This is a genomic window from Mucispirillum schaedleri ASF457 (assembly GCF_000487995.2).
In the GTDB taxonomy this organism is placed as follows: domain Bacteria; phylum Chrysiogenota; class Deferribacteres; order Deferribacterales; family Mucispirillaceae; genus Mucispirillum; species Mucispirillum schaedleri.
The window spans coordinates 1,115,538-1,138,016 of the sequence record NZ_CP097562.1 but is presented as its reverse complement, the minus strand read 5'-3'; the positions used below and the strand labels follow the sequence as shown (position 1 = coordinate 1,138,016).

Genomic DNA, 22,479 nt, shown 5'->3' with positions numbered 1-22,479 from the left:
GAAATGCAAAAACCAAAAAATGTTACACCAGCAATGGCACAGTTTTATGATATAAAAGAGCAGTATCCAGATTCTATTCTTTTTTTTCGGATGGGTGATTTTTATGAAATGTTTGGAGATGATGCTCTTACAGCTTCTAAAATATTAGGTATTGCTCTCACATGCCGCAACAAATCATCAGAAAATCAAATACCTTTATGCGGTATACCTTATCATTCTTATATGCCATACCTTATTAAACTTTTGAAAGCAGGTAAAAAAGTAGCAATATGCGAACAGTTGGAAGACCCTAAACTTGTTAAAGGTGTTGTTAAAAGGGGAGTTACAAGAGTTGTTACACCTGCAACAGCAATAGATGATGAAGCAGTTGTTGCATTTGATAACAACTTTTTAATAAGTCTTTATGCAGAACTTGATAAAATATACATGGCAGCAGTTGATGTTACTACTGGAGAAACATATTTAAAAACTATACCAGTAGATACATTAGAAGAAAATACTCATTCAATGGAAGCAAAGGAAATTATTGCAAATATTGATGTAGATATAAATAATATACCTGTTACTATAAGAAATTCTGGAAAGCATTATAATACAGCACTAAACAGAGTTCTTTCTCATTACTCTGTTACAAGTGAAAAAGCATTATTCATTGAAGATAAAGGATATATCTGGGCATTAGCTATGGTCCTTGATTATCTTGATGATTTGATACTTACAACAAAACTTATGCTGCCTGTTACATTAAATGATGCAGATAATTTAATAATAGACAGTGTTGCTTCTTCTACATTAGAGCTTACAACATCTGATTACGGAAAAGATAATACTTTATTTTTTATTCTTAACCAGACATCTACACCAATGGGTGCAAGGTTTTTAAAAAACACTATTACAAGACCTTTGAGAAATACTGCCCAGATTAATACAAGGCTTGATATTGTGGAATATTTTATAAATAACCCGTCGTTTTTAAGCACAGTTAATGGACTTTTATCAAATATATTTGATATAGAGCGTATTACATCAAGACTTATTTCAGGCAGAGCCACACCAAAGGATTTAATATGGCTTAAACTTTCTATAAAAAATATTCCAGAGCTTGATGCTATGCTGCAATCAGTGCCTGATATATTTGCAAAATATAAACTTGATGCTCAGGAAAAATTATATTTTTTAATTGAAAAATCAATAAATGATGAGCCACCTGCTGCTATTAAAGAGGGTGGAATTATAAAAAGCGGGTATAACAGCCATGTTGATGAACTTAGGGATATTAAACATAATGGCAAATCATTAATATTAGAAATAGAAGAAAGAGAAAGAAAGGCAACTGGTATAAGTCAGCTGAAAATAGGCTATAATAAAGTATTTGGATATTATTTTGAAGTTTCAAGAATAAATGCAGCAAAAATGCCAGCATACTTTGAAAGAAAACAGACCCTTGCAAACAGTGAGCGGTTTATTACAGATGAATTAAGAGAGTTAGAAAATAAAATATTAAATGCAGAAGAAAAACTTGCAGATATAGAGTATTCTATTTTTCAAGATATAAGAAAATATGCTTCAAGTCAGGCTGATAATTTAAGACAGCTTGCAAAACTTATTGCAGAGATAGATACTATTGCAGCTTTTGCAAATATAAGCATAAAAAATAATTACAGTCGCCCAAAAATACTGGAAAATGGTATAATAAATATAAAAGAAGGCAGACATCCTGTTGTAGAAAATAAAAGTAAAGATGCGTTTGTGCCAAATGATTTTTATTTAGATAATGATGAAAACAGGCTTTTAATTATAACAGGTCCTAATATGAGCGGTAAAAGCACATATCTTCGCTCCAGTGCATTAATTGCAATTATGGCTCACTGTGGCTGCTTTGTTCCTGCTGATATGGCAGAAATTCCACTGCTTGACAGGATTTTTACAAGAGTTGGTGCAAGCGATAACCTTTCACGGGGAGAATCTACTTTTATGGTTGAAATGGTTGAAACTGCTAATATTTTAAAAAATGCTACCAAAAATTCACTTATTATACTTGATGAGATAGGCAGAGGAACATCCACTTTTGATGGTATTTCTATAGCATGGGCAGTAGCTGAATATATACTAAATAATATTGGTGCTAAAACATTATTTGCCACCCATTATTTTGAGCTTACAGAAATAGGCGAAAAAGGAAAAGGTGCTCAAAACTATACTGTAAGTGTTGAAGAGTGGGATAATGAAGTTATATTTTTAAGAAAAGTCATAAAAGGAACAGCTGATAAAAGCTATGGTATATATGTAGGCAAAATGGCTGGACTTCCTGAAAGTGTTATAAAAAGAGCAAACGAAGTTCTTTCTGATTTAGAAAACCATGAAGACATTTCTCTTATGCAGGAAAAAAAGCTGCCTAAGCAAAAACAAAGATTTGTGCAGCCTATACTTGTTTTTGATAATTCTCATCCCGTAATAGATGAGCTTAAATCTATAGATATAGATAATATTACACCTATACAGGCTATACAGATTTTAACCGATTTAAAGAAAAAAGCAGCTCTATAAAAATTTTAGTAATAGCTTAATTATTAAGAAAATTTAGGATACAACATCAGAAACATATTATTTATCTTATCATAATTTCACAAATAAAATTTTTAACAAATATTTGACTTCTACCAATGATAAAATAGACTTACAGATAAAAAGATGCTTCTGGCATTATCCAAAAAATTTGTGCAACAGTCATTTTTAGCCTGATTTTTTAAAGGCAAAAAATCTAAATTATCTCTTGTTGCATCAGAGTGGACTATATTTAAATTATCTGTTTTTATAGTTCCTTCGCTCGCTTTCACTCACTCAGGAAGACATATTTTAGTATTTCAAAATATATGCAGTATAAAGATACTGTTGCATTCAAAAAATTATGCAAATTTAAGTAAGATACTGATACTCGTAAAATTATATCTTAATGAGCATGCTTCCCTGTCTTACTGAACCGAAATGCGAAGTATCTTAATTGTCCTTTATTTTCAAATTCGTCCTTGAATTTGAAAAATAACACTTTGTCGCAGTAAATGCTCCCGTCGCTTACTTTCAGACGGGACTTCCTGTCCCTACCTTAGTAACACTGAGCCTGAAAGGCGAAGTATCTTTATTTACCCTTTATTAAAAAATACATCCTTGTATTTTTTAAAGCACACTCTGCCGAAACAAGTTCGGCTATCGCTCACTAAAGACGGCTCGTCCTGAGCCTGCTTCCCTGTCTTATTGAACCGAAATGCGAAGTATCTATAATAATAATGTTTAATAGTTCCTTCGCTCGCTTGCATTCTCTCAGGAAAACATATATTAGTGTTTCAAAAATATATGCAGTGTAAAAATATTACTACACTCAAAAATATATAAAGTTTTTGGATAAGTCTAGAGAATTCTTTATTATTTTCTTCCACTTACTACTATCACAAAAGGTGCTTTTACTCCATCAAGTTTTTCTAACAACTTATCAGGATAGTCATAATATGTAACTTCATCTTTACAGTCTAGATTTAGCGATATGCTTACTTTTCTTTTAAAAAATAACATATCTTTTAATGTGGCAGAAAGAGCATAAGGGCGTTCCATAAATACCTGTGTAACACTGCTTTTTTCTATGTTTTCAAAAAACTTTTTCCGTTTTTCGCGTTCTCTAGGTGGAAAACCAGCAAAAAAAAATGTTTTTGAATTAATACCTGATACACTTATGGCAGAAGTTATTGAGCTTGGTCCAGGCAGGCTTTTTATTATAACTCCCTTGTCCCTGCACATACTTATAAATTTATAATCTGGGTCAGAAATGCAGGGTGTGCCAGCATCTGAAAAAAATACAGAATATTCTGCCTGCTCCACAGCCTTTAATACTTCATATCTTTCCTTATCTTCTGTATGCTCGTTTATTAAATAAAGCTTTGCACTGCTTGAAGCTGCATTTAAAAGTTTTAAAGATACTTTTCTTTCTTCACCAACTGCTACACTGCATTTATTTATTACATTTAATGTTTTTTCAGGGATATCTTTTATATTTTCACTTATAGATACCCCTGCAACATATAAAACTGGCACTAATATTAACCTTTTTTAATAATATCAAGTCCGCCTAAATATGGACGAAGTGCTTCTGGAATTACAACTGAGCCATCTGCATTTTGATAGTTTTCAAGAACTGCCACAAGAGTTCTGCCAACTGCAAGCCCTGAGCCATTTAATGTATGGGCAAATTTGACTTTGCCATCTGCATCTCTGTAACGGATATTTGCACGCCTTGCCTGAAAATCTTTAAAGTTAGAGCATGAAGATATTTCTCTGTAACAGTTCTGACCAGGAAGCCATACTTCTAAATCATAAGTTTTAGCACTTGAAAAACCTAAATCACCAGAGCTTAATGCCATAACCCTGTAAGGAAGATTTAATGCCTGCAGCACCATCTCTGCATCATGAGTTAAACTTTCATGCTCTTCTACTGATTTATCCTGAGCACATATTTTTACAAGCTCTACTTTATTAAACTGGTGGTTTCTAATAAGCCCTTTTGTATCTTTACCATAGCTTCCTGCTTCTCTTCTAAAACATGCTGTAAGAGATGTATTTTTTACTGGAAGCTGTTTTAAATCTAATATTTCATCTGAATATAAGTTTGTAACAGGGATTTCTGCTGTTGATATAAGATATAAATTATCCCTTTCGCATATATATGCTTCTTCTGCAAATTTTGGAAGCTGACCTGTTCCCACCATTGATTTTGTATTAACAAGATAAGGAACACTCATTTCTATATAACCTTTTTCTCTATGCATATCAAGCATTAATGATGAAATAGCTCTGTCCAGCCTTGCACCAAGCCCTGCTAAAACATTAAAGCGGGATTCTGCTATTTTTACACCTCTTTCAAAATCAATTATTCCTAAATCCACCCCTATATCCCAGTGGTTTTTTGGCTCAAAATCAAATTTTCTTGGCTCGCCCCATTTTCTAACTATCACATTTTCTGTTTCATCTTTGCCTATTGGCGTTGTGTCATCTATAAGGTTAGGAATATTTAAAAGCATACTTCGTATTTCTTCATCTATTTCTGATAATCTGCTGTCAAGCTCCTGCATTCTGCCTGCATCTCTTTTTACCTGTTCCTGCAGCTCTGTAGTATCTTTGCCTTCTCTTTTTAATATGCCTACCTGTTTTGATACAGCATTTCTATCTGCTTTTAATTTTTCTACTTCACTAATAACTGATTTTCTTAAAACATCTTTTTGAATAAGGCAGTCAAAATCAAATGAATAGTTTCTTGCTTTTGTCTTTTCCTTTACTTCTTCTAAGTTACTGATGATAAATTTTAAATCTAACATATTTCACCTTTATATTATTATTAATTCATTTCTTTAAGAACAGATTAATCTTGATTATTATGGATATTATTTTCTTCCTGTGCTGGCTGTTCTTGATTTTCCTGCTGATTAACTTCTGTTTCAGGCTCATTTACTGTTTCTTCAGGTTTTTCTTCCATATTTTCATTTTCATTAGATTTTACAGATTTGCCATCTTTTAATGCTTTTAAACGCTCTTTTTCTTTTTTATCTATATATCTATATATTTTTTTATCTATATATTTATATATTAATTCTTGAGTTTTTTCTACATATTTATTTTCTTTATCATCACTTATTAATTTTAAAAGATAATATTCTGCTTCATCAAGCTCATCTTTCTCTAACAGTAGTTTTACAACCTTATATACTGCTTCACCATAATATATTGTATCACTGTAATGTGTTACTACATATTTATATCTTAAAATTTCAGACTCAGGCTTTAATATTCTTGCATAGTAAAAAGCTATCTGCATTTCTTTTTTAGCAAGACGCTCTCTTAAAAGCTGTATCCTTAAATCAACATCGTATTCTTCCACTAAATCAGGATATTTATTTTTTACTTCTTCTAAATAAAATAATGCACGCTCTGTGTTTGTCTGGTCCTGAGAAGCATAGCGGACTAAATTAAAGTATGCAAGCCCTACACGGACAGTGGCAAGTTTTGCACTTTCCCAGCCTTGATATACTTCTAAATATACTTCATATATAGGAATTGCATCTATATATTTACCTGCTAAAAAGTAGCTGTCTGCAAGAGCAAGCTGGATAGTTGCTGCATATTCTGGAGATTCAGCACGAACAAGAGCCTGCTCATATCTTTCTGCTGCCTTTACAAACTTGCCTTCTGATGCAAGACTATCCCCCATCTCTTCATAATATGATGCAGGCTTATCAAGCTCCACTTCCTTTGCACAGCCATATAAGGCAAAAATTATTAGTAAAATATATAAAAATCTAGCCATTATTATTCTCCAAAAAAGTAACATATATATCTGGATATGCTATTTTATTAATAATACATCTGTATGGACCGCTGCCATTATCTGCAATACCATCTGTTACATAAAGTTTACCGTCAGTATCTGGTGCCTGAAATAATGCCCTGCCCTCAAGTATAAACTCAAAATCATCATTTACTTTATCTATAAAGCATATAAACTCTTTCTTTTTATATTCTTTTAATCTGGCACTTGTTATTTTTTTCTGCATGCTTTGCAGCTTTTTTATTCTTAATTTTTTTGTTTTCTCATCAATATCATCATGATAATTATATGCAATAGAGCCTTCTTCTTTATAATATGGGAAAAAACCAGCATAATCAGGCTTTTTATCTTCTATAAATTTGCATATCTCATTGAAATCTTCTTCACTTTCCCCCGGAAAACCTGTAATAAATGTAGTGCGGATAAATGCTTCAGGGCATAATTTTCTAATTGTATCAAATACATTATCTATAACCTGCCTTGTAGAAGCACGCCTCATCTTTGTAAGTATTTTATCACTTGCATGCTGAACTGGCACTTCAAAATATTTAATAACATTTTTTGTTTCTGCCACAAACTTAATAACTTCTTCTGTTACACCTTCCGGATTTAAATAAAGCATTCTAAAAAGCAGATTATCAAACCTTTCTGTAAGTTTTTTCATAAGCGGTATCAGCTTTTCTTCACCATATATATCCATACCATACTGAGTAGTATCCTGACTTATAATAATAATCTCTTTTACACCATCTGCTGCAAGCATTTCAATTTCCTGCTCAATATCTTCCATAGTCCTGCTTTTAAGCCTGCCACGGATATTTGGGATAACACAAAATGCACATGTATTATTACAGCCTTCACTAATTTTTACATAAGCATAATATGGTGCATTAATTATTGTTCTGAAACTCTGCCCCGCTTTTTTTGCTATATTAAACTCTTTACACAGATAATCTGCTGCTTCACTCAGCTTTCCAACACCTGTAATAAAATCTATCTCTGGCATTTCTTTTAATATATCATCTTTATATCTTTCAACCATACAGCCTGTAACTATTAATTTTGCTTTTTTAGATATAAGATTTTCCATTTGAAGTATATTATCTACAGCCTCTTTAACAGCAGGCTCAATAAAACCGCATGTATTAATAATAACAGCATCACATTTTGCAGGGTCCGTTTCTGCCGCAAAGCCGTAATTTGAAAGCTCACCTATTAAATATTCAAAATCAACCTGATTTTTTGCACAGCCCAAACTTACATAACTTATTTTTTTCTTATTCATCTACATTCCTAATATTCATTTAAATTATCTATATTTTTAAAATATGCTTGTATTTCTCTTTTATCTTTACCCATTTGAGCCTTTAATTCATCAAATGAATTAAATTTTATATCACTTCGCAGATATTTATACAATATTATTTCTGCATATTCTCCATAAATTTCTTCATTAAAGTCAAAAATATTTGCTTCCACCCTTAGTGCAGGCTCATTATTTATAGTAGGTCTTTTGCCTATATAAGCCATAGCATTATATATTTTACCTTTTATTTTAACTTTTGCAGCATACACTCCAAAAGCAGGTATCATTTCATTGACAGTTTTCAAATTTATTGTAGGGTATCCAAAAGTTCTGCCTATTTTATCACCATGGATAACTTCACCATCTAAACTGTATGGAGAAGATAGAAACCTGCCAGCTTCTTCTACATACCCCTGCTCTAATAAAGAGCGTATTCGTGAGCTTGATATATCTACACCACCAGTATCCTTTAACTTGTGAGCAAACATACATTGAAAACCATATTTTTTTCCAAGCTGAGCTAAAAGTGATGTATTGCCAGATTTACTACTTCCAAACCTGTAATCTGTGCCTACAATAATGAGTGCAGCATTTAATTTTTCTACAAGTATATCTTTTACAAACTGCTCAGGGCTTAAATCTGCAAGACTGTTGTTAAATTTTGCAATTACAAGATAATCTGTTTCCTGCTCTAAAAATTTATCCATTCTTTTTTTATGTGTAGAAATAAGGTTTATAGGCTTATTAAAATATCTGAAAGGGTGCGGCTCAAATGTCATAATAACACTTTTTAAACCCCTTTGCTCTGCTTCCTTTTTTAATACTGATATAATAAGCCTGTGACCTAAATGCAGACCGTCAAAATTGCCAATACATACTGCACATTTTTCTTTTATAGATACATTTTCAATACCATAAATAACTTTCATATAAATATTAATCCCTTTTACAGCATGATGTTACAACTTCTATCATAATATCTTCTGCTTTGTGGAATATTTGATACATATTATCTGGTGCAGTATGAATATAATAATCCCATACTAAAAACCATATTCCACCTGTTGCAAAACCTAAAATAGTATAAATTGTAAAATCTTTTTTTATTCCATGGTATGTGCAGTAAATAACTGGACAATCAAGCAGTTTAAGCGATATAAATACCTGACTTATTGTATCATATATCTCACTTTCAAACTGCTGCACATCATCCCATATTTTATTCATTCTATAAATATATATTAAGAAAACTCCTGCAGTATAAATGCCCCATATAACAAGCACTGCCATTAATGTTACAGAAGATATATTTGATAAACCAGTAAAAACTATAAAAAAAACTATAAATAAAGTAAACATAATAACAGGTATAAATGCTTTTATTACAAAAGGCATTAAAGGCTTTACTTCCATTTGAAATCTTGCAAGCCTGCCCTTTAACTCTTTAATATATGTTTCATAATTATCAAGCCCTCTTTCATTTGCTTCAATCTCTATGAAATGGATTACAATATCAAAAAATTCATATTTTCTTCTAATGTATTTATCCACCCTTAATATACGCTTTATAAATACATATATTAAAGCTATACCAAATGTAAGCCAGCTTAAAACAAAAGTAAGAAGAAACCAGTTGATAAGCGGCTTATCCACTTTCTTCCTTTCTAAAATATTTTCCTGCAGCTGATTATATACCAAATTTACCATATATTAAGACCTCTCAATATATATAATATAATATAATTAATATCCTACAATTTATAATAATTTATCTTCTATAATGATAAATTATTTTTGAATACTTTTTTACATTTGAATTATCTAGTTCCATCACAAAATATATGGCATAAATTACTACATATAATACTAATAATGTATTAGACTTATATTATTTCTAAAATTTACTGCATTAATATTCACCATGTTTTGTTTACTCTGAAATTAAGTCCACAAAGTAATCTTCAACTAGGTATGCTTTTGATAAATATTTCTGTTTAGCCATTACCATCTGATTATCCCATAGTATGAAAAAGAAACCTGTAAAAATACTTGCTGTTAAATAAAGTGCAAAAGGCTGTTTTAATGATTTATCAACAGGATAGTTTAATATTTTCTTGTTTTTATTACTGTCTGGTATTATCTGCTGAAAAGTTTCTGCTATATCTTTCTCAAATAAGTTTATTTCATACCATATTTCATTTTTACGCTTTAATGGATTAATCATGAAAAACTTACTTATAATGATAAAAGTTATAACAAACATTACAATAAATAATACATCATTATAATGATTAAAAGGTTCAAATTCATATTTATCTGTAAATAAAGCAATAGATAGATAAACAAATAAAAAAACAAAAATCAGTATAGAACCAGCAAGTTCTTTTACAGCAGTTCGCATTTTATATTTTTTAGGAAATAAATTTACATATTCATTTATTTTATTAGAATATTCTGATGAAACAGTATATTTTTCTGATATTTTTTTATACAATATTTCATAAAACTTTGTTTTTCTTATTATATATACATTTACAAGATTATCTTTCATAAGCATATTTTTCAGCACCATACCTGCATATAGAAAAGTAAATACAACAATAAATATTAAAAACATATCATAATTACCAGTCCAGGATGCTAACATACTGCTTCCTATAATAAATAATACAGGCAGAATGGTAATAAGTAGAAAATTTTTTGTCCATATTTTTTGCAGATTATCTATGCGGCATCTTGCACCGACATTTTCTTCCAATGAAACTTCTTTTTGGTTATCAGAACGATAACTGCCAGAATGAATTGTATAATCATTATTATATTCTGGCTTAAATAATTCCCTGTCTTTTCTAAATATTCCCATTTTGTTTACCTTTTATCATATTTAAAAGATGAAACATTGCTTTTTTTGCACTTCTCATCCTAATCTGCTGTCTATCTCCATTAAATATATTTTTATATACTGATGTGCCATTTTTACAGGCTGTTCCAATATATACAAGCCCAACAGGTTTTGTATCAGTTGCACCAAAAGGTCCTGCAATGCCTGTAACAGATACAGAATAATCTGTTTTCATTAAATCTTTTACACCATTTGCCATAAAAGAAGCACATTCAGCACTTACTGCTCCATACTCTTTCAATATATCTTTTGGCACATTTAATACATTTTGTTTTACAGAATTATCATAACTTACAACTGAGCCCATAAACACTGCTGATGCACCACTTATATTTGTAATATATTCTGATAAAAGACCACCAGTGCAGCTTTCTGCAAAAGAAACAGTCTGTTTTTTTTCATTTAATAAATCTACTATTAATTTTGCTTCATCTGCAATATTATCACCTAAATAATTTTCTTTAAAAGCTGATACTAACACTTTTGATATGCCATCTATTTCCTGATGATTATGTCCCCTTAATTTAACTATAACTTTTCCGCTGCCTGCATTTATAATACATTCAGTATCACTGCTTATTTGTAAATTTCTTATGGCTGTATCAATATATGATTCTGGGATAGATAAGAAATGTAAATCTTTATATGTAATTTCTTTCAAAGAAAATTTTTCTTTTAAAACTGGAAGCACTTCATTTAAAAACATAGTTTTCATTTCAACAGGCACTCCCGGCATACATATAATATCTGCCTTGTTTAAATGCATGCTGAAGCCTAAAGCTGTACCTTTTTCATTATAATAAAGATTACAGCCGCATGGCAGCATAGACTGATGTTCATGCTCTTTATTAAGTAAAACACCAGCTCTTTCAAGCCTTTCTTTCATGTGTTTATATGCTTTTTCATTAAGAGTAACATCTACCCCGCAGGCACATGCTAAACATTCTGCTGTTATATCATCAAAAGTAGGTCCAAGACCGCCAGTTGTAAGGATTACATCAAACTCTTTTGAAAGGGATTGAAAAAGGGAAATTATTTCTTCCTTATTATCTTTAACCATGCGTATCATATCTGGTGCAGTGCCATAATGGGAAAGGCTGCTGCCTATAAAAGCTGAATTAGTATCAACAACACTTCCTTCTAAAAGCTCAGATCCAATACTTAATATACATGAACGCATAAATTTATACTCCATTATAATGCAATGTTATAATATTGTAATATTTTTATTACAACAAACCAGACTGCAGCAGCATACAAGCCAGCAGCAATATCATCAAGCATAATACCCCAGCCGTTTTTTATTCTGTCAAAAAAGATAACAGGAAATGGTTTTAATATATCAAAAAATCTAAATAATATAAACCCTGCTAAAATATATACTGGCTTAAATGGAAATATAATATAAAACAGTAACAAGCCTGCAACTTCATCTATAATAACACATCCCGGATCTTCAATACCAGAAATTATTGAATACCTGTCAGATAGATAAACACCTAGAAAAAAGATGATAGCAAATACTGTCCATTTGCCATAAACTGGTAAAAATGTGCATAAATACCCTGCAGGAATTGCCACAAGACTGCCAAATGTGCCCGGCATAAATGGAATTTTACCCATATAAAAGCCTGTTGCAAGTATATCAATTAAAAATGGAACTTTTTTCATATATTTTACCTTTAACTAAAAACTTCTTCTAGATTAATTTTATTTTCATATATTGCTTTTCCAACAATACAGCCTTTTATATTTTTATGGTCCATGCTTCTTAAAAGTTTAATATCATCAATTCCTGATACTCCACCTGATGCAATTACTGGAAATATTGAATTATCTGCCACTTTTTTTATCTGTTTTACATTAATGCCTGAAAGCATACCATCTTTTTCTATATCTGTAAAAATAATACTGTCTATCTGGCAGCCTTCATATCTTTTTATAATATCAAAAACTGATAACGAGCTTTCTTCATACCAGCCCTCTGTTGCTGCCATCATATTTTTAGCATCAATGCCTAATATTATTTTATTTGGATATTTCTTTGCAGCAGCCTTAACAAATTCAGGGTCTTTTACAGCAACAGTGCCAAGTATAGCATAGCTTATACCCATATCCATATAAGTATCAAGTCTAGCCATATCTCTAATGCCGCCGCCTACTTCTATTTGCAGATTAGATTTTTTAACTACTTCTTTTATTATATTAAAATTTTGGTTTTCACCTGTTCTTGCTCCGTTTAAATCTACAATATGAAGCCTTTCTACACCAAGTTCTGCAAACATTAATGCAACATCTCTAGGGTCATGACCGTATTCTGTTGCATCTTCCATGATACCTTTTTTAAGTCTTACAACTTTTTCATCAAGCAAATCAATAGCTGGTATAATTATCATATTTATTACCCCTTCTCACTTATAAATTACAAAAATTTTCCATCAGTTTAAGCCCTGCCTGCTGGCTTTTTTCTGGGTGGAACTGCACCCCTGTTATATTTTCATAAGTAACGGCAGAAACAAAATCTATACCATAATTAGTCCTGCCTTGAATATTTTTTTCATCTGCACATTCTCCATAAAAAGAATGAACAAAATAAAAATAAGAATCCTGCTTTATATCTTTAAATACTGGGTGATTTTCTTTAAAATGAACACTGTTCCAGCCAGTATGTGGTATTTTCATACCTTTCATTATAAGCTCATCAGAAAATCTTTTAACTACACCTTTAATATATCCAAGCCCATCATGAACACCAAATTCATAACTTTTTTCAAAAAGAGCCTGCATACCTATACATATTCCTAAAAATGGATTACCTTTTTGAATAAATTCATCAACTGCTGATACAAGCCCCTGCTTTTTCATACCGGCTATACAGTCGCCAAATGCACCATTGCCCGGAAAAATAATATGGCTTGCCTTTCTGACTGTCTCTGCATCAGATGTTATTTCTGCTTTAAATCCTATATATTCTATGGATTTTTGAACACTGCGAAGATTTCCACCGCCAAAATCTATTATTGTAATCATATTATTCTATTATTCCCTTTGTAGACATTAATCTGTCGTTTTCCACTGTTAATGCTTCTTTTAAAGCTCTTGCAAATGATTTAAAGGCAGCTTCTGACACATGGTGAGAATTGCCATTTTTATGCATAATAATATGCAGGTTAATTTTTGCATTACTGGCAAAAGCTCTGAAAAATTCTTCTATCAATTCCATATCAAAATCGCCGCATTTTTGGGATATAAACTCTAAATCGTATGAAAAATATGGTCTTCCGCCAAAATCTATAACACATTCTACTAATGCTTCATCCATTGGCACTTTAAAAAAGCCGTATCTTTTTATTCCTTTTTTATCACCTGTTGCATTATAAAATGCCTGTCCTAAAAGTATGCCTGTATCTTCAACTGTATGATGAAAATCTATATGAATATCTCCTGCTGCCTTTAATTCAAGCCCAAATGAGCCATGATGAGCAAAAAGCTCTAACATATGGTCAAAAAAACCAATACCTGTATTTATATTGTATTCATTACTGTCTAAATCAAGCTTAATATCTATCTGAGTTTCTTTTGTATTTCGGCTGCCTTTAAATTGTCTTACCATTTAATCACCTGATTATATTTTCTTCATTGTATAGTATATAGTAAAAAAAATAAAGTATTTTTCTAAATTGATAATGTATTAATAACTTCTCAACTTGTATTAAATTGACATACAGCTTTCACATTATAAATTATTTTGAGCCTGATTTTACAGGCGAAAAATCTAAATTATATATTATTACAGCAGTGTATAATATATTTAAATTGTATATTTATTAGATACTTCACCTTTTAGGCTCAGTATGACATAATCATAATAGTTATTAAACTTATCCAAAATTTTTGAATAAGTCCAGAAAATGAAATAATATATGATATATACTTGATATATAAATAATAAACAAATATTTTTATCATTATTCTATATATATAATTTATATATTAAATAAGTTTATATTTATTTTTACAATTAAAATTATAAACTTTTCAAAATACTATATTTAAATATTTTATTTTATAATTTTATCAATTTATTTTGTTTAAATAATTTTAAATATAAACTATATGTTTACTTTTATTATCTTATCAAACATAACTTGTTTTACATTTTGTGTTGACATTTTTATCATAGTAATATATGATTTGCTTACATAGTATAAAATTTAGAGTATTAATACCTTTATTCTAGGAGTTTGTTATGAAATATAATATTATTATAGGCGAGGATGTGTATAAACAGCTTACTTACAGTGAAATAATTTTATATATCAGAAACCTTATCCTAAATGAAGAATCTGTTAATTTTTCAATAGAATTAAAAACTTCTAATATTATTGAAGGTATTGATAAATTTATTAATAACAATAATATAAAAATACAGACACTTAATTTTACCTGCAATAAAGGGCAATGCAGTTTTACAGGACTTAATGATATAAGCTGTCACTGGTTTCAAAACAATAATATTAAAGAATTGCAGGTATATTCTCCCTGTTCTTTAATTTTTATAAACGATATTTTTGATAATAAAATCTATACAACTGCTGATATATTTTTTATACTTGCAGCAGAATCAGAGCTGGTTGAAAAAATATGCACTCAATGCACAAATAATGCTGTGCCTGCTGTATATGACTTTTCTGTATTTAAAAACATTATTGAATCCACAAAAAAAATGTGCTACCGCAATAAAATTCAGCTTCCTTTTAAGCTTGATATGTATAAAAGACGCTTTAAAAATAATATCAACGCACAAAAAGAACTTCTTCTTTCTTCAAGTTTCTAATTATCTATTTTTGGCACGCTTTTTGATAATATATTACTATACTATTACTTTTACGGGGTGGGATATGGTTATTCAAAATATAAGCGGAACATATAAAAATAGTTTTTATACTGCTGAAATAGAAAAAAATACAAATATTATTTAGCAGGCACCATCAAATGATGAGTATGCAGCAGTTGAGCAAGATAATATAAAGACTGATACTTTATCTCTTTCTACACCTAAAACACCAAAGACACTTTCCACACCAACTAAAATTTATGTGGATAATGTGATTAATAATGCTTTATACAATATATCCTGTGGCAATAATATAGAAGATAATAAAAGAATTATCAGGCTTTTCAGCAACCTTATAAAAGAAGACCCTGAAAATATTTTAAGAAAAGCTTATAATTTATAAATGCAGATATAATTGATATGCAATATAAAATCACTTTATCAATATTATAAATTCAGTATCTAAAACATGAGATAATTTAAACATATTATACACTGCTGTAATATATATAATCTAGATTTTTCGCCTTTAAAATCAGGCTCAAAATGACTTAATAATTTATATTAAAAAATACTGTCCAGCTACTGACTTTTAATTCCATCGCTACTTGCTTGGAAAGTCCATGCATTCTTTTTGGATAGGTTTATCTGTTTATAGTTTTAAACACCATTAAAAAAAGCAATAAATATCGGACTATACACTTATACAGTCCATTACTGTGTCAAATAAATCATTTTTTCTAATAGGTTTTAACAGCATACTGTTTGCTTCTGGAACTTGGTGACTGTTATCATTAAATGCAGAAACAACCACAATTGGAGTATTTCCCAATGCTCTAATCTGGCGGGCAAGCTCCATACCATCCATAACAGGCATCTGTAAATCAGTAATTACAACATCAGGATGTTCAGCTTTATATATATTTACAGCTTCAAGACCATTTGCAGCTACAAAGACCTGCTTAAAGCGTCTTTTAAGAAGCATAACAACAGATTCTCTCATCATATCTTCATCTTCTACATAGAGAACTGTTACTTCTTTTAATTTTTCGTAACCCATATTTCCTTCTAAAAATAAACCTAAATTATTATAAACCTACTTCACTACTGGTTTGCCAGCACTTTCCCATGCAAGAATACCACCTTTCATATTAGTAACATTAGTAAACCCAAGTTCTTCTAATATTTCAGCAGAAGCAAGACTTCTCTTACCTGAACGGCAGTAAACAATGTATGGTTTATTTTTATTTTTAAATTGTGATTCAATACTATCTTCAAAATCATCGCTGTAGTAATCAAAATTAAGTGCACCTGCAAGATGTCCTGCATTATATTCTTCTTTTGTCCTGACATCAATTACTATATATTTACCTGTTTTAATAAGTTCATCTATTTTTGCAACATCATCATCTTTGATTTCTGCAAAAGCAGATACAGGAATAACTAATGCAGCTAGTATAAATAGTTTAAAAAATAATAATTTACCTTTCATAAAATCTCTCCTTTTTGCTTTAATTTATACTATTACATTATTAAAATATTTTCAAGTTTTATATTTGTTTTTTTAATATTAATTTTACACCATCAAGCAAAGTGTCTGCGATTTTGTCAGGCTTAACTTCCCACTTATGTGATTTATTAATTAAATCACCTTTGCCATAGCCTGTTTTTACCATTATTGTTTTACAGCCTGATTTATAACCAGCCATAATATCTGAATGTTTATCGCCTATAAAATACATTCTGCTTTTATCTATATTAAGCTCTTTTAATGCCATATCTATAAGTCCAGTTTCTGGCTTTCTGCATGAACATACAGATTTATATTTTTCTACCTTTGCATTTGGGTCATGGGGACAGAAATATATGCCGTCTATCTCTGCACCTTGTTTTTTTAAATCCTGCACCATTTTATTATGTATTTCTGATAATGTGTCTTCTGTGAAAAACCCCCTTGCAAGTCCAGACTGGTTAGTAATAACTACTACTAAAAATCCGTTTATATTTAACATTCTAACTGCCTGTGCAGCATAAGGATACATAATAAAATTATCTATATCATTAATATAGCCTGCATCATAATTTATAGTGCCATCTCTGTCTAAAAATACAACAGGTTTCAATTCATTCATTATCTACTCTCCTTATAAATATGATTACTCATTGTGCCGTCTTCTAATTCCACCCTTTTAAAACGCCTGTGGATTAAATACCACTGCTCAGGATACTGCTTAAAAACTTCTTCATATACTTTATTTATATCTTCAGCAATTTTAATAATTCTTTCCTTAGGCTTTAAACTTTTATCTGGATATATAGGACCTTTTAAAATAACTTTTGTATCCATTCCATCATAAAGACCAAAGAAAAATACAATAGGATAATTTTTTCTTGCACAAAGGGCTGGAATACCTGCAATAACTGGCACTTTATAACCACAGAAATTTGCATTTATACAGTCTTTTTCAGTTGCTGTATGGTCAATATATACTCCCGGAATATATCCATCATTAATATATGATGAAAGTTTATCCATAGCACCCCTGTGAGTAACATATTTTACCCTGTCAAATGTTCTAAGCTCATCTAATATTTTATCTAATGCTGCATTTTTAGTGGAACGGCCTATTGTAATTACCTGAGTATCTAAAGCCTGCGGAACAATAGTTGCAAGCAGGCTCCATGTGCCAAAATGACCGCCAACAAACACAAATTTTTCATCTTCATTTTTTATTTTATCATATATCTGCCTGCCCTCTATTGTTACATGATTTTTTATATAATCATCACCTATCCTGTGGGCATAAAAAATATCAAGATAAGCTGTAAATGTATAATCAAATGATTTTCTTGCTGTTTTATATGGGTATTCTGCACCTAAGATTTTTGCATTTGTTACTGCTACATGACGCCTTTCTTTTGATATATGCCAGAGCATGAAAGCCATAAATTTTGCCACACAATGCAAAAATTTTCTTGGTGTGTAATTTAAAAGTATTACTAATGGTTTTAATATATAATAAAGTATCATTTCAACTTCCTTATTTATTGATTACTGCATTAATTGTATCTGTTATTATAGATACTGTATCTTGATTAATCTTATCTATTCTATTGAAAAAATCAATAAAATTATGTTTTTTTTCTGGTTTAGACAAAAATTGTAATGCTTCTTCCTTATTATTTATAACAGTAACTAATCCAAACTCTTTTGCCTCATCAAATATTTCTTTAAAAGAAAACATATACCTGCCTACTGCTGCTGTTTTTTCAAACTGCAGTGCTTCATATATATTATGCCCGCCAATCTCTTTTAAAGAGCCACCTATAAATATTTTATCTGCTGAAATATAAAGACTTTCTAAAAGTCCAAAAGCATCAATAATAATTACCTGCTTTGAAAAATCTTTTTCAGAATAGAAAGATACTGTGTATCCCTGTTTTTCAATTATCTCTTTTATTTCTGCAGCTCTTTCTATGTGGCGTGGCACAAAAACTAATTTTTCAAAGCCTTCCATTTTATTTGTAAACCATGATAATATTATTTCTTCTTCTCCCTTATGGGTAGAGGCTGCTAAGAAAAATTTTATATTTTCAAGCTCTTTTATAGTTTCTATACTGTTTTTTGATTTCCTTTCCTGAAATTTAATATTGCCTGCTGTTATAATTTTACTGCTTTTGCCTAAAATATTTGCAAACCTTTCTTCATCCTGCCTGCTTTTAGTCATAATGGCACTAAATCTTTTAAGCACACCTTTAAAAATAAATTTAAACCTTTTGTATGTTTTATATGTTTTATCAGATATTCTGCCGTTAATAAGAAATACAGGCACCTGATTTGATGCAGTAAATATGAAATTTGGCCATAATTCAGTATCTACTATAACCAATACTGACACACTCATATATGATATAATCATACTTACTGCTCTTGAATTTTCTATGGGAAGCAGAAAGGCAGTGTCTGCATGTATATAATCTAATGCTGCCTGCCTGCCTGTTGCTGTCATTGTAGAAACAATAATACTTATTTCTGGATTATCCTGCCTTAAAATATCAACAATCTTTTTTATGCTTCTTGCTTCGCCTACACTGGCACAGTGAAACCATACTGACTTAACAGGCTTAAAATTGTTAACAGGGATAAAACCAAACCTTTCCCAGTAGTGCTGATGTTTATTTTTTTTACGGAGTATAAAATAACCTGCAATACTTAACACTGGTGTTAAAATAATAAGTATAAAATTATATATGAAAAGTAAAATCCGCATATTTCACCATTTTAAATAAATTCACTGTATACTTCACAAGTTCTCTGCATCATAAATTTCTGCAGCTTTTTAGTATCTTCATTTAATGCTTCTTCATCTTTATCTTCACTAACATAAAAAACATCGGAATACCATACTTCCACTTTTGCAAATGGTTTAGGAAAAATAAATTTATCCCAGCTGTTAAACCTTATAAAGCTGTCAGTTTTTAGTGTAACTGCATATATTTCATTATCAAGACATTTTGCAATAAATACTGCACCACTTTTAACTTCATGGCGTGGACCTTTTGGACCGTCAACAGTAATTGCAGCAGAAATATTATGAGTTTTGCATAATTTTACAAGCTTCATAGCTGCTTTTATTCCACCGCGGGTAGATGAGCCCCTTGCAAGTTTATATCCCCATTTTTCAAGTATATATGCTATTAAATCACCATCTTTTGAATCTGATGCTATTGTAGCAATAGGGTCTTTATAATGACTAAATGATAAAGGAAGCAGAGAATCATGCCATAATACCAGCACAGGACGCCTGCCTTCCTTTCTGCTTTTATTATAAGGTTCTTTATTAATATTTTTTATTCTCCATGTTTTTAAAATTGCAGTGCCTAAATAATATGTAACTGCATAACCTATTCTGCGACTTAGTTTCATACTATACCTTAAAAATTATTTATGTCATTTTATTATAATATTTTTAATAAATAAAGTAAATTTGTAAAAAATATTCAAAAAAATAATATAACAGTTTGACATTTTATTTACACTTTTTTATTATATTGTAAAATTTGCTAATAAATTATAAAGATTATTTTGAGGTTATAATGGAACATGATAATAATTCAATACAGGCAACAACAGTTGTCGCAATAAGAAAAGGAGAACATGTTGCAATGGCTGCAGACGGACAGGTTACTTTTGGCAATATGGTAATGAAAGATAATGCCAGAAAAGTCCGCCGTTTAGCTGGCGGAAAAGTTCTATGCGGATTTGCAGGATCAGCAGCTGATGCCTTTACATTAATGGATAGATTTGAAGCAAAACTAAACAGCTATAACTTTAATCTTGAACGCTCTGCAGTAGAGCTTGCAAAAGACTGGCGTAATGACAGATACCTTCGCAAACTTGAAGCTATGATGATAGTTGCAGATAAAACTGGAATGTATGTTGTTTCAGGAAATGGTGATGTAATAGACCCAGATGACGGAGTTACAGCTATTGGCTCAGGTGGTCCTTATGCACTGGCAGCAGGCAGAGCATTAGCCAGCAGCACAGAGCTTTCAGTTAGAGAAATAGCTGAAAAAGCTATAAATATAGCAGGCAGTATATGTATATATACTAATAAAAACATTATTATAGAAGAAATATAATTTAAGGAGAAATAAATGGCAGAAGAGCTTACACCAAAGACGATTGTAGATGAGCTTGATAAATATATAGTTGGGCAGAAAAATGCTAAAAAAGCAGTGGCTGTTGCTTTAAGAAACAGATGGAGAAGACTGCAGCTTCCGGCAAAAATACAGGAAGATATTACACCTAAAAATATTATTATGATTGGCTCAACAGGTGTTGGAAAAACAGAAATAGCAAGAAGACTTGCACGCCTTACTAAATCACCTTTTTTAAAGGTAGAAGCAAGCAAATATACAGAAGTAGGCTATGTGGGCAGAGATGTAGAATCTATGATAAGAGATTTAGTAGAGATAGGGGTAAATATGGTGCGTTCAGAGCAGAAAGAACTGCATATTGAAAAAGCTAAATCCTTAGTAGAAGACAGAATTTTAGATATATTACTGCCGCCTAAACCTATGACTTATTCTATGGAAGGACATGAAAGCACTGGCAAAGAATCAAGAGAAAAAATGAAAGAAAAATTAGCAGCAGGCGAGCTTAATGACAGGTTTATAGAAATAGATGTTGATGAGCCTGCACCACATATAGAAGTGCTTACAAATGCAGGTTTTCAAGATATGGGCGTTGATTTAAATGATATGATGAAAAATATGTTCCCAAATAAAAAGAAAAAACGCAAAATGAAAATAAGCGAGGCAAGGGGCATATTAGAAGTGCAGGAATTAAACAGACTTATTGATATGGATGATGTAAAAAGCACTGCATTAAAAAGAGTGGAACAATCTGGCATAGTTTTCCTTGATGAAATAGATAAAATATGCTCATCAAGCACAGGGTCTTCAAAAGGCGGCGATGTATCAAGAGAAGGTGTGCAGAGAGATTTACTGCCTATTGTAGAGGGCTCAACAGTTAATACTAAATATGGCATAGTAAAAACTGACCATATATTATTTATTGCAGCAGGTGCATTCTCTATGGCTAAACCATCAGATTTAATACCTGAATTACAAGGTCGTTTCCCTATAAGAGTAGAGCTTGATGCTTTAACCAAAGAAGACTTTCTGCGTATATTAAAAGAGCCTGAAAATGCTATTACAAAACAGTATTCAGCACTTTTGCAAGCTGATAATGTTATTTTAACTTATACTGATGATGGTATAGATGCTATTGCAGATATTGCCTGCACAGTAAATGCTTCTAATGAAAACATAGGGGCTAGAAGGCTCCATACTATTATGGAAAAATTATTAGAAGATATAGCTTTTGAAGCACCGGAAAAAGCAACAGGTGAAATAATTATTAATGCAGAATATGTGCAGTCTAAACTAAAAGAAATAAGTACAAATTTAGATTTAAGCAGATATATTTTATAAAAAATTCAGGCGGGTAGATTTTATCCAAAAATTTTGTGCATAAGTCATTTTGAGCCTGATTTTTAAGG

General features: G+C 30.7%; 23 protein-coding genes. 5 read left to right on the top strand and 18 right to left on the bottom strand.

The window, feature by feature from the left end; translation table 11 throughout:
• Nucleotides 1–3 precede the first annotated feature (3 nt).
• Nucleotides 4–2,547: a DNA mismatch repair protein MutS gene (gene mutS / locus N508_RS05335; RefSeq protein ID WP_023275372.1), complete on the top strand. Its 2,544-nt coding sequence runs from the start codon at nucleotides 4–6 to the stop codon at nucleotides 2,545–2,547.
• A gap of 873 nt (nucleotides 2,548–3,420) precedes the next feature.
• Here mutS and rsmI read toward each other — a convergent pair.
• From rsmI to hisB, 12 genes are all read right to left on the bottom strand, one after another.
• Complete coding sequence (gene rsmI / locus N508_RS05330; protein WP_023275371.1) at nucleotides 3,421–4,083, bottom strand: 16S rRNA (cytidine(1402)-2'-O)-methyltransferase; 663 nt, start codon at nucleotides 4,081–4,083, stop codon at nucleotides 3,421–3,423.
• Between the two features lie 5 nt (nucleotides 4,084–4,088).
• Nucleotides 4,089–5,360, bottom strand: a complete 1,272-nt coding sequence (serS, locus tag N508_RS05325; protein ID WP_023275370.1) for a serine--tRNA ligase — start codon at nucleotides 5,358–5,360, stop codon at nucleotides 4,089–4,091.
• Between the two features lie 44 nt (nucleotides 5,361–5,404).
• Complete coding sequence (locus N508_RS05320; RefSeq protein WP_023275369.1) at nucleotides 5,405–6,346, bottom strand: outer membrane protein assembly factor BamD; 942 nt, start codon at nucleotides 6,344–6,346, stop codon at nucleotides 5,405–5,407.
• Nucleotides 6,339–7,652: a 30S ribosomal protein S12 methylthiotransferase RimO gene (gene rimO / locus N508_RS05315; protein ID WP_023275368.1), complete on the bottom strand. Its 1,314-nt coding sequence runs from the start codon at nucleotides 7,650–7,652 to the stop codon at nucleotides 6,339–6,341. Before rimO ends, N508_RS05320 begins: the two co-directional genes overlap by 8 nt.
• 8 nt (nucleotides 7,653–7,660) lie before the next feature.
• Nucleotides 7,661–8,602, bottom strand: coding sequence for a riboflavin biosynthesis protein RibF (gene ribF, locus N508_RS05310; protein ID WP_023275367.1), 942 nt, complete (start codon nucleotides 8,600–8,602; stop codon nucleotides 7,661–7,663).
• Between the two features lie 7 nt (nucleotides 8,603–8,609).
• On the bottom strand, nucleotides 8,610–9,380 hold the full coding sequence (locus N508_RS05305; RefSeq protein WP_023275366.1) for a hypothetical protein: 771 nt from the start codon (nucleotides 9,378–9,380) through the stop codon (nucleotides 8,610–8,612).
• A 223-nt stretch (nucleotides 9,381–9,603) separates the two neighbouring features.
• Complete coding sequence (locus N508_RS05300; RefSeq protein ID WP_023275365.1) at nucleotides 9,604–10,536, bottom strand: hypothetical protein; 933 nt, start codon at nucleotides 10,534–10,536, stop codon at nucleotides 9,604–9,606.
• On the bottom strand, nucleotides 10,523–11,755 hold the full coding sequence (locus N508_RS05295) for a CinA family nicotinamide mononucleotide deamidase-related protein (RefSeq protein WP_023275364.1): 1,233 nt from the start codon (nucleotides 11,753–11,755) through the stop codon (nucleotides 10,523–10,525). Before N508_RS05295 ends, N508_RS05300 begins: the two co-directional genes overlap by 14 nt.
• Before the next feature lie 14 nt (nucleotides 11,756–11,769).
• Complete coding sequence (locus tag N508_RS05290) at nucleotides 11,770–12,246, bottom strand: phosphatidylglycerophosphatase A family protein (RefSeq protein WP_023275363.1); 477 nt, start codon at nucleotides 12,244–12,246, stop codon at nucleotides 11,770–11,772.
• Between the two features lie 11 nt (nucleotides 12,247–12,257).
• Nucleotides 12,258–12,971 carry a 1-(5-phosphoribosyl)-5-[(5-phosphoribosylamino)methylideneamino]imidazole-4-carboxamide isomerase gene (gene hisA, locus N508_RS05285; RefSeq protein ID WP_023275362.1) on the bottom strand — a complete coding sequence of 238 codons (714 nt, stop codon included), beginning with the start codon at nucleotides 12,969–12,971 and terminating at the stop codon, nucleotides 12,258–12,260.
• Nucleotides 12,972–12,990: 19 nt separating this feature from the next.
• On the bottom strand, nucleotides 12,991–13,605 hold the full coding sequence (gene hisH, locus N508_RS05280) for an imidazole glycerol phosphate synthase subunit HisH (protein WP_023275361.1): 615 nt from the start codon (nucleotides 13,603–13,605) through the stop codon (nucleotides 12,991–12,993).
• Nucleotide 13,606: 1 nt separating this feature from the next.
• Nucleotides 13,607–14,188 (bottom strand): imidazoleglycerol-phosphate dehydratase HisB, encoded by a 582-nt coding sequence (hisB, locus tag N508_RS05275; protein ID WP_023275360.1) that lies wholly within the window; start codon nucleotides 14,186–14,188, stop codon nucleotides 13,607–13,609.
• A 636-nt stretch (nucleotides 14,189–14,824) separates the two neighbouring features.
• Here hisB and N508_RS05270 point away from each other — a divergent pair.
• Complete coding sequence (locus tag N508_RS05270) at nucleotides 14,825–15,412, top strand: hypothetical protein (protein WP_023275359.1); 588 nt, start codon at nucleotides 14,825–14,827, stop codon at nucleotides 15,410–15,412.
• A gap of 271 nt (nucleotides 15,413–15,683) precedes the next feature.
• Entirely contained in the window at nucleotides 15,684–15,815 is a 132-nt protein-coding gene (locus N508_RS10930) for a hypothetical protein (protein ID WP_283805222.1), read from the top strand.
• 291 nt (nucleotides 15,816–16,106) lie between these two features.
• Here N508_RS10930 and N508_RS05265 read toward each other — a convergent pair whose 3' ends face one another.
• The 6 genes from N508_RS05265 to N508_RS05240 are packed head-to-tail and all read right to left on the bottom strand — an operon-like array spanning nucleotide 16,107 to nucleotide 20,339.
• Entirely contained in the window at nucleotides 16,107–16,472 is a 366-nt protein-coding gene (locus tag N508_RS05265; protein ID WP_023275358.1) for a response regulator, read from the bottom strand.
• Nucleotides 16,473–16,508: 36 nt separating this feature from the next.
• Complete coding sequence (locus N508_RS05260; RefSeq protein ID WP_023275357.1) at nucleotides 16,509–16,904, bottom strand: rhodanese-like domain-containing protein; 396 nt, start codon at nucleotides 16,902–16,904, stop codon at nucleotides 16,509–16,511.
• Nucleotides 16,905–16,962: 58 nt separating this feature from the next.
• Nucleotides 16,963–17,544, bottom strand: a complete 582-nt coding sequence (gmhB, locus tag N508_RS05255; RefSeq protein WP_023275356.1) for a D-glycero-beta-D-manno-heptose 1,7-bisphosphate 7-phosphatase — start codon at nucleotides 17,542–17,544, stop codon at nucleotides 16,963–16,965.
• Nucleotides 17,544–18,443 carry a lysophospholipid acyltransferase family protein gene (locus N508_RS05250; RefSeq protein ID WP_023275355.1) on the bottom strand — a complete coding sequence of 300 codons (900 nt, stop codon included), beginning with the start codon at nucleotides 18,441–18,443 and terminating at the stop codon, nucleotides 17,544–17,546. The genes gmhB and N508_RS05250 overlap by 1 nt, the downstream gene beginning before the upstream one ends.
• Before the next feature lie 10 nt (nucleotides 18,444–18,453).
• Nucleotides 18,454–19,683, bottom strand: coding sequence for a 3-deoxy-D-manno-octulosonic acid transferase (locus N508_RS05245; protein WP_023275354.1), 1,230 nt, complete (start codon nucleotides 19,681–19,683; stop codon nucleotides 18,454–18,456).
• A gap of 11 nt (nucleotides 19,684–19,694) precedes the next feature.
• Entirely contained in the window at nucleotides 19,695–20,339 is a 645-nt protein-coding gene (locus N508_RS05240; protein WP_023275353.1) for a lysophospholipid acyltransferase family protein, read from the bottom strand.
• Between the two features lie 170 nt (nucleotides 20,340–20,509).
• Here N508_RS05240 and hslV point away from each other — a divergent pair, with 170 nt between their 5' ends.
• Both hslV and hslU read left to right on the top strand, forming a co-directional pair.
• Complete coding sequence (hslV, locus tag N508_RS05235; protein ID WP_023275352.1) at nucleotides 20,510–21,055, top strand: ATP-dependent protease subunit HslV; 546 nt, start codon at nucleotides 20,510–20,512, stop codon at nucleotides 21,053–21,055.
• A 15-nt stretch (nucleotides 21,056–21,070) separates the two neighbouring features.
• Complete coding sequence (gene hslU / locus N508_RS05230; RefSeq protein ID WP_023275351.1) at nucleotides 21,071–22,411, top strand: ATP-dependent protease ATPase subunit HslU; 1,341 nt, start codon at nucleotides 21,071–21,073, stop codon at nucleotides 22,409–22,411.
• Nucleotides 22,412–22,479 lie beyond the last annotated feature (68 nt).